Raw genomic sequence first — 7,787 nt, 5'->3', positions numbered from 1 at the left:
CCGAGTCGGTAGCCGACCCCACCGGGCCGGTCGGGCGGGTGGACGGCGAGTCCCCCGGCGATGCCCGAGAGGCCGATTTCCGTCGGGAACGCCCGCGAGACCACGCCGCCGATGATCTTCTCGGCGTCGAGGATGGCGCGGGTGCCGATGAACTTGTGGTCGAGGATACCGAGCGTCGCCAGTCCTCTGATGGTTCGTTCCCCGTTCGCCGTGTCGGCGACGGCCTCGACCATGCCGTGCTGGTAGGTGGCTGCCGACTCCGGGACTGCCCCCGTCGCCACCAGACCGGCGGCGCCGCCGGCGACGGTGCCGTCGATGGCGTTCGGGAAGACGTTGTTCGTTCCGGTCGAGACGCTCACCAGCGGCACGTCGCCCGAGGTGTGGGCGACGTCCCTGTTGGTGCCGTCACCCCCGAGGACGACGATGGCGTCTGCCTCCGCTGCGAAGACCTTCGCCGCTCGTCTGGTGTCCTGGCCGTCGCCGCCGACGGTCATGTCGAGCAGGCTGATGGCGAGTTCGTCGGGACCGCGGCTGACGAGTTTCTGGCCGAGGCTCCCCCGGTCGGGCATGACCAGCACCTCGACGTCGTCCGCCAGCGTCAGTCCCGCGAGGACGCACTCCGCTGTCCGGCGTTTCTCGTAGTCGTCACTGACGCTCGCGCCGCCGGTCAGGCGGCGGATGTCTCGTCCCGCGGCGGGGTTGACGACCAGACCGACGGTCGCGCCCACTCAGACCACGCGGTCGATGGCCGCGCGGACGTCGTCCCCGTGTGGGAGGATTTCCTCTTCGAGCACCGGACTGAACGGGATGTGGGTGTCGGCGACGCCGACGCGCTGGATGGGGGCGTCGAGGCTGAAGAAGCCCTCCTCCTGGACGCGCGCGACCACCTCGGCGTGCGTGCCGTACGAGAGTGGACTCTCGTCGGCGACGACGAGGCGGCCCGTCTTCTCGACGCTCTTCAGCAGGGTGTCGGTGTCCATCGGGTAGAGCGACTGGAGGTCGATGACCTCGACGCTCGTCTCCCCGTCCAGTTCGTCGGCGAGTTCGAGCGACTCACCGACCATCCGCTGGGTCGCGACGACGGTGACGTCGTCGCCTTCGCGTTCGACGCTCGCCGTGCCGAGCGGGCTGGTGTAGTCCTCGCTGACCGGGACCTCCCCTTCCTGCTCGTATATCTGCTTGTTCTCGAAGACGACGACCGGGTCGTTCGAGCGGATGGCCGACTTGGTCAAGCCCTTCGCCGCGTGCGCCGTACCGGGCGCGACGGCCATGATGCCCGGGAGGTGTGCGAACCACGTGTGGATGGTTCCCGAGTGCTGGCTGGCCGCGCCCATGCCGCCACCCTCCGTCGTTCGGATGGTGACCGGCATCTCGGTCTTGCCGCCGAACATGTAGCGGTTCTTCGCCATCTGGTTGAGAATCTGCTCGGAGCAGACTCCCATGAAGTCCGAGAACATGATCTCGACGACGGGGCGGGTGCCGGTCGCGGCCGCACCGACGGCCGCGCCGGTGAACCCGGCCTCGCTGATGGGTGTGTCTCGTACCCGTTTCTCGCCGAACTGCTCGACGAGGTCGCCCGTCACGCCGAGGACGCCGCCGAACGTGCCGACGTCTTCGCCCATGACGTAGACGTCCTCGTCGCGTTCCATCTCCTCGCGAAGCGCCTGCCGGATGGCTTCGCGGACGGTCATCGTCTCGGTGTCGGAGAACCCCTCGCCGCTTGCGGTGTCTGTGCTCATTATCGCTCACCTCCGTCGGCGCGCATCCGCGCCGCGAAGTCGTTGATCTCCGGGACGGTCGCGTTGAACATGTCCTCGTACGCTTCGCTCGGGTCGGGGTAGTCCGCCTCCTTCGCACGCTCGGCGTGCTCTTCGATTTCGGCTTCTATCTCGTCACGCATCTCCTCGAACTCCTCCTGTGTGACGGCTCCGGCCTCGACGAGACGGTCTTTGAACGTCTCGATGGCGTCACGGTCCTTCCAGAGTTCGATGTCCTCCTCGGTGCGGTACGGCTGGTGGTCGCCCTCGAAGTGACCCTCGTACCGATAGGTGTCGGCCTCGATGAACGTCGGCCCCTCGCCGTTCGCTGCGCGCTCGCGCGCTTCCTTCACCGCCTCGTACACCGCCGTGACGTCCATCCCGTCGACGGTGAACCCGGGGATGTCGTACGCCTCGGCCGTCGCGGAGAGGTGCTCGACGTTGTGCTGTTTCTCCATCGGCGTCGCCTCGCCGAAGTGGTTGTTCTCGACGACGAAGATGGCCGGGAGGTCCCACGTCGCCGCGAGGTTGATGCCCTCGTGGACCTGCCCCTGCGCGACGGCACCGTCGCCAAAGAACGCCAGTGCGACCTTGTCTTCACCTTTGTAGTCGGCTGTGAGTGCCGCACCCGTCGCCAGCGGCGGGCCCGCACCGACGATGCCGTTCGCCCCGAGCATCCCGGCGTCGACGTCGGCGATGTGCATCGACCCACCCTTGCCGTTGCAGTAGCCGTCTCGCTTGCCGTAGAGCTCGGCCATCATCTTGTACGTGTCGAGCCCTTTCGCGATACAGTGGCCGTGCCCGCGGTGTGTGCTCGTGATGTAGTCCTGTTCCTCCAGCGCGGAAATCGCTCCCACCCCGACGGCCTCTTCACCGATGTAGAGGTGGACGAACCCCGGTAGTTCACCGTCGGCGAAGAGCTCACCTGCTTTCGTGTCGAATGCCCTGATGGTCAACATTCGACGGAGGATCTCACGCTGTCCCTCCTCCGTCTCGATGTCTATTGATACCATGCACCAGAATACACTGCTGGTAACCTCATAATTGTTCGTACACGTAACATCTACCTGACCTGTACGAACGAATATTAACCGACGTGCGGCGTGATACTAACCGGTGGTGCGTGCCGGTCGTGGCCCGGGCGGAGCGGCTCCCCCGTCCACCGCCGAACCGAGCAACGTTTTTCGGCCGCGAGTCCCTCCGTCCACCCATGCAGGCACGTCCTGCGGTGATTCGATGAACATGCTCGTCGGCGGCGAGTGGCGGGTCGACGCCTACGAGTCGACGAACGAGGACGGCGAGTTCGACCGGCAGGAGACTTCCTTCCGCAGGTGGGTCGGCGGCGAGGCGGTCCGAGAGGGGGCGGCCCCCGACCCCGACGCCGAGTTCCCCGTCGAAGCCGGCCGCTACCACCTGTACATCTGCCGCGCGTGCCCGTGGGCACACCGGGCGGCGATGACGCGCGCCCTGAAAGGGCTGGAGGACGTCGTGTCGCTCTCCCTCGTCGACCCCGTGAGAATCGACGACGGCTGGGAGTTCTCCGCGGAGTACCCCGACCCCCTCTACGACGAACCGTATCTGAGAGACGTCTACACCCGGGCCGACCCCGACTTCACGGGCCGGGTGACGGTGCCGGTGCTGTGGGACCGCGAGGAGGAGACCATCGTGAACAACGAGTCCCGCGAAATCATGCGGATGCTGGACGTCGCGTTCGACTCGCTGGCGGAACGCGACGTCGACCTCTGGCCCGAGGGACACCGCGAGGAGGTCGAACGGCTCGTCGACGACGTCTACGACCCCATCAACAACGGCGTCTACCGTGCGGGCTTCGCGGGAAGCCAGGAGGCGTACGACGAGGCCGTGAGCGAACTGTTCGACGCGCTGGACCACTACGAGGAACTCCTCGAGGAGCGGCGCTATCTCGCTGGTGACGTCCTCACGGAGGCGGACATCGCCATGTTCGTCACCCTCGTCCGCTTCGACCACGTCTACCACACCCACTTCAAATGTAACCGACGGGCCATCCACGAGTACCCGAACCTCTGGAACTACACGAAGGAGCTGTACCAGCTTCCTGGCGTCGCACAGACGGTGAACGTCCAGCACATCGTCGACCACTACTACCGGAGCCACGGCGACATCAATCCGGCACGGCTGGTCCCGACGGGCCCCGACATCGACTTCGACGAGCCGCACAATCGCGACCGACTGGCGGGCGGCCCCCCCGAGGACCTGCTCGACACCGCGGCGACGGCGGACGACTGAGCGCCGGCGGTAACCCCTGTCCCTCGGCGCGCAAGCGCACCGTTCTGCGGCTTCAAGCCAACCAGAGTGCGTGGACCGTGAGCACCACGGCCAGTCCGAGGTCGAACAGGCCGAGTCTGACGAGGACCGCGTCCCCCCAGCGTTCACCGGGCTGCGACGTGGCGGTCAGTCCAGCACCCGCCTGCAGCCCGTCGTTCGACGTGCTCCCCGCTATCGCCCCGAACCCGGTCGCCACCGCGGCGACGGCGAACACGGCGAATAGGAGCGTCCCGAAGGTGACCGGCAGGACGCCCGCGAGGAGGTACGTGGCCCCGGTCGCGACCCCTGGATAGACCACGGCGTCCCGGCTGACGGCGACTCCCGCCCGGTACGCTCTCGTCAGGACCACGTCGAAACTCCCGACCGCGGAGCGGCAGAAGTGTGTGGCGTCGTCCCACGGTCCGGCGACGCACCCCGACGCTTAACTCCCCCATCTCCCTCCCTCCGGTATGCCCACACCGACCGCCCGCGTCCGCGGCTGTTCTCGCTCCTCCATCCGGGTGATGTTCGACCTCGCACAGGCCTCCTCGAAAGACCTCGTCCGCCTCGAAGTCGGGGAGCCGGACTTCGACACGCCCGCCCACGTCGTCGACGCCGCAGCGTCGGCCGCCCGCGAGGGACAGACCCACTACACCTCCAACGCCGGGATACCCGCGCTCCGGCGGGCCATCGCGTCCACGCTGGACCGCGACTTCTCCGTCCCAGCCGCCCCCGAGGACGTCCTGGTCACCACCGGCGGGATGGAGGCGCTCCACCTCGCCGCCCTCTCGACCGTCGGGCCGGGCGAGGAGCTCCTCGTCCCCTCGCCGGGGTGGCCGAACTACTGGACGCAGGCCCGCCTCGCCGACGGGGCTCCGAGAGAGGTGCCGATGCCGGCCGAGACGGGGTTCGCCCTCGACCCTACCCGACTCGTCGAGGCGATGGGCCCCGAGACCGCCGCGGTGATGCTCTGCCGCCCCTCGAACCCGACCGGTCGCGTCGCGGACGCTGACGCCGTCCGGGCTGTCGTCGAGGCTGCCGCCGACCACGACGCGTACGTCGTCGCCGACGAGGTGTACCTCGCGCTCACCTACGACGGCGACTCGCGGGGGGTCGCCGCGCTGGTCGACGACGCGGACCACGTCCTCACGGTCGGCTCTTGCTCGAAGAGCCACGCGATGACCGGGTGGCGGGTCGGCTGGCTGACGGGGAACCCGGCAGTCGTCGACGAGGCGACCAAGGTGCGGGAGTCGACGACGGCCTGCACGTCGAGCGTCGCCCAGCACGCCGCGCTCGCGGCCCTGACCGGGCCACAGGAGCCGTTCCGCGAGATGTACGCCGCCTTCGAGGAGCGTCGTGACGCCGTCGTCGACCGGGTCGAGGACATCGACGGCCTCGACTGCCCCCGCCCCGAGGGGGCGTTCTACGCCTTCCTCGACGTCGACCTCCCCGGGACGAGTCTGGACGTCGCGAAGCACCTGCTGACCGAGTACGGCGTCGTCCTCGCACCCGGCGGTGGGTTCGGCGACGCGGGCGAGGGTCGGCTTCGACTCAGCTTCGCCAACAGCCTCGACCGACTCCACGAGGGGTTCGACCGCATCGAACGGGCGCTCGCCGACGCCCGAGGGGGGTAGTCGGCACGCTCACCGCGTACTCGACTCGGTCACGTACGACGGCGGTGCGGCCGACTCCGTCGACTCGTCGGTCCCCGGTTCGGTCTTCCACGTTCGGAGCGACCAGGCCGACTTCGCCAGTACTCTGAACCGGGCGACAGCGACCACGTAACTGACTGCGAGCGCGAGCACCAGTCCACCGGCGTAGAGTCCACCGCTGAGCAACACGGCTGCCGTCGGCCCGCGCACGGACACCGAAACCGCCACGATGACGACCGTCACGGCGATACCGACGCCGAACGAGACGAGCGTGTTGTTGGTCAGGAAGAACTGCGCGACTGCCCGTTCGAGGTGGCCGTAGGCGTCGTCGTCTTTCTCCAGCCTGACGAGCAGGTAGTAGAGCCGGTCGTACTCCTCGTACGGGTCGATCGACCCGGTGGGGAACGAGTCCGTCCCGAGGAGGTGTTCGTCGTGTCGGATCGGCTTCCGCCCGAGCCACCGTCTGCCGACCAGTACGCCCTCGAGGATGATGCCGACCGCCTGCGTGAGAACCATGACCGCGGCCGCCACCGAGAGCCAGACCCAGTCGCTCGCCTGGACGTCGACACGCGCGACGAGCGCGGGGTCGACGACCGCTCCCGCGCCGAACACGACGGCGATGGTGATGAGACCCGGAATGACGGTCACGAGGGTGATCCACAGGGTGACCGCGATGAGGCTGTTCATCCCCCCGTGTTCGACGGCCGGCACGATTACCCTTGCGTCGAGAGACCACTGGTCACGCTTCGAGTACCACTCGTCACGCCTCGGGTATCACTCCTCACGCTTCGGCTTTCGACCGCCGTCCGTCGGGGCCGCTTCACTGTCTCGGGCCCCCGTGGCTCGCCCGGCGACTCACCGCATCAGTTCGCCGCCGTTGACGTGCAGCGTCTCACCCGTCACGAACGTCGCGTCGCGCAGGTACGCGACCGCGTCGGCGATCTCCTCCGGACGCCCGAACCGGTCGAGCGGGATTCCCTCCCGCTCCGCCTGCTTCTCCTCGGCGGTGCGGTCCGCGGTCATGTCCGTTTCGACGTGACCCGGCGCGACGGCGTTCACCCGCACGTCCGGCGCGAAGTCACCGGCGTGGCTCTTCGTCAGTGACACCAGCGCAGCCTTCGACGAGGCGTAGTGGCACTCGATGGGCGCGCCGGTGTACGCCAGGATGGAGGAGACGTTGGTGACGGAGGGGTCGTCGGCCGACGCACGCAGCGACGACAGCGCCGCCTTCGTCACGTTGAACGCGCCGTTGACGTTCACGTCCATCACGTGGTCGAAGTCCGACGGCGAGAGGTCGGCAGTGTAGACGTGCTGGTCGATGCCGGCGTTGTTGACGACGTGGTCGAGACCCCCGAACGCCTCTTCGGCCGCCCCGACGAGTCGCGCCGCCGCGTCGGGGTCGCTCACGTCGGCACCGACGACTGTCGCCGCCGCCCCCTGGTCGCGGACGGCGTCCGCCACGTCGGCCGCGGCGTCGGCACTGGTGTGGTAGTTGACGGCGACGTCGTAGCCGTCGCGGGCGAAGCGGATGGCGATGGCGCGGCCGATTCCCCGGGAGGAACCGGTGACGAGTGCGGCTGGCATCGTCATCCCCGACGGGACCGTCCCACTTGGGCGTTCGTGCCACGGACCGTCGCGCGTCCGCCTCGCCGTCGACCCCGCCGTGTCGTTGTCCTTCGCGGGGTCGACGCGTTCATCCTCGCGGGGTCGACGCGTTCATCCTCGTGGGGCCGACGCGTTCATCCCCGTCGGCCACTACGCTCCCACATGGTCGGGTCGTCGCTCGCCGCCCTCGAACCCCGTCCACGCCTCGTCGACTGGTCGATACTCGCCTGCGTCCTCGTCGAAACCGTCACCGGCGTGGTCTCGCTCGGCGCCGGCGCGGCCGCACAGTGGCCGCTCTTCTGGGTCCACCGCGTCGTCGGACTCACGCTGCTCGTCCTGCTGTTCTTCAAACTTCGAAGAGTAAAGCCGAGACTCCGGCGCGACCGGTGGGACGGCGCGACGCCGCTCTCGATTCTCACCGCCGTGGTCGCCCTCGCGGCCCTCTCGACCGGCGCGGCGTGGGTCCTCGGCGTCGACGTCGACGTCGGGT

Annotated in this window: 8 protein-coding genes and 1 pseudogene; 3 read left to right on the top strand and 6 right to left on the bottom strand. The window is 68.5% G+C overall.

From position 1 onward, the window contains the following. The 3 genes from ACESK5_RS18150 to ACESK5_RS18140 all read right to left on the bottom strand — a co-directional run. The coding region (locus ACESK5_RS18150; protein WP_372912991.1) for an NAD(+)/NADH kinase at nt 1-728 on the bottom strand (728 nt) is incomplete at its 3' end. Further along, entirely contained in the window at nt 729-1,739 is a 1,011-nt protein-coding gene (locus ACESK5_RS18145; RefSeq protein WP_372912990.1) for an alpha-ketoacid dehydrogenase subunit beta, read from the bottom strand. Continuing rightward, nucleotides 1,739-2,770, bottom strand: coding sequence for a thiamine pyrophosphate-dependent dehydrogenase E1 component subunit alpha (locus ACESK5_RS18140; RefSeq protein ID WP_372912989.1), 1,032 nt, complete (start codon nt 2,768-2,770; stop codon nt 1,739-1,741). Before ACESK5_RS18140 ends, ACESK5_RS18145 begins: the two co-directional genes overlap by 1 nt. A gap of 223 nt (nt 2,771-2,993) precedes the next feature. On the opposite strand from ACESK5_RS18140, the gene ACESK5_RS18135 reads away from it, so the two are divergent. Then, complete coding sequence (locus tag ACESK5_RS18135; protein ID WP_372912988.1) at nt 2,994-4,022, top strand: glutathione S-transferase family protein; 1,029 nt, start codon at nt 2,994-2,996, stop codon at nt 4,020-4,022. 52 nt (nt 4,023-4,074) lie between these two features. On the opposite strand, the gene ACESK5_RS18130 is transcribed toward ACESK5_RS18135, so the two are convergent. Next, on the bottom strand, nt 4,075-4,410 hold the full coding sequence (locus ACESK5_RS18130) for a hypothetical protein (RefSeq protein WP_372912987.1): 336 nt from the start codon (nt 4,408-4,410) through the stop codon (nt 4,075-4,077). A 100-nt stretch (nt 4,411-4,510) separates the two neighbouring features. Here ACESK5_RS18130 and ACESK5_RS18125 point away from each other — a divergent pair, with 100 nt between their 5' ends. Continuing rightward, nucleotides 4,511-5,674 (top strand): pyridoxal phosphate-dependent aminotransferase, encoded by a 1,164-nt coding sequence (locus ACESK5_RS18125; RefSeq protein ID WP_372912986.1) that lies wholly within the window; start codon nt 4,511-4,513, stop codon nt 5,672-5,674. Between the two features lie 9 nt (nt 5,675-5,683). Here the strand turns inward: ACESK5_RS18125 and ACESK5_RS18120 are convergent, their stop codons facing one another. Continuing rightward, nucleotides 5,684-6,379: a hypothetical protein gene (locus ACESK5_RS18120; protein WP_372912985.1), complete on the bottom strand. Its 696-nt coding sequence runs from the start codon at nt 6,377-6,379 to the stop codon at nt 5,684-5,686. A 168-nt stretch (nt 6,380-6,547) separates the two neighbouring features. Beyond that, entirely contained in the window at nt 6,548-7,276 is a 729-nt protein-coding gene (locus ACESK5_RS18115; protein WP_372912984.1) for an SDR family NAD(P)-dependent oxidoreductase, read from the bottom strand. Between the two features lie 183 nt (nt 7,277-7,459). Between ACESK5_RS18115 and ACESK5_RS18110 the strand changes: the two are divergent. Beyond that, nucleotides 7,460-7,787, top strand: a pseudogene (locus tag ACESK5_RS18110) (sulfite oxidase); the annotation flags it as partial.

This window comes from Salinigranum sp., assembly GCF_041641895.1.
Classification (GTDB): domain Archaea; phylum Halobacteriota; class Halobacteria; order Halobacteriales; family Haloferacaceae; genus Salinigranum.
This window is presented reverse-complemented; position numbering and strand designations above follow the sequence as displayed.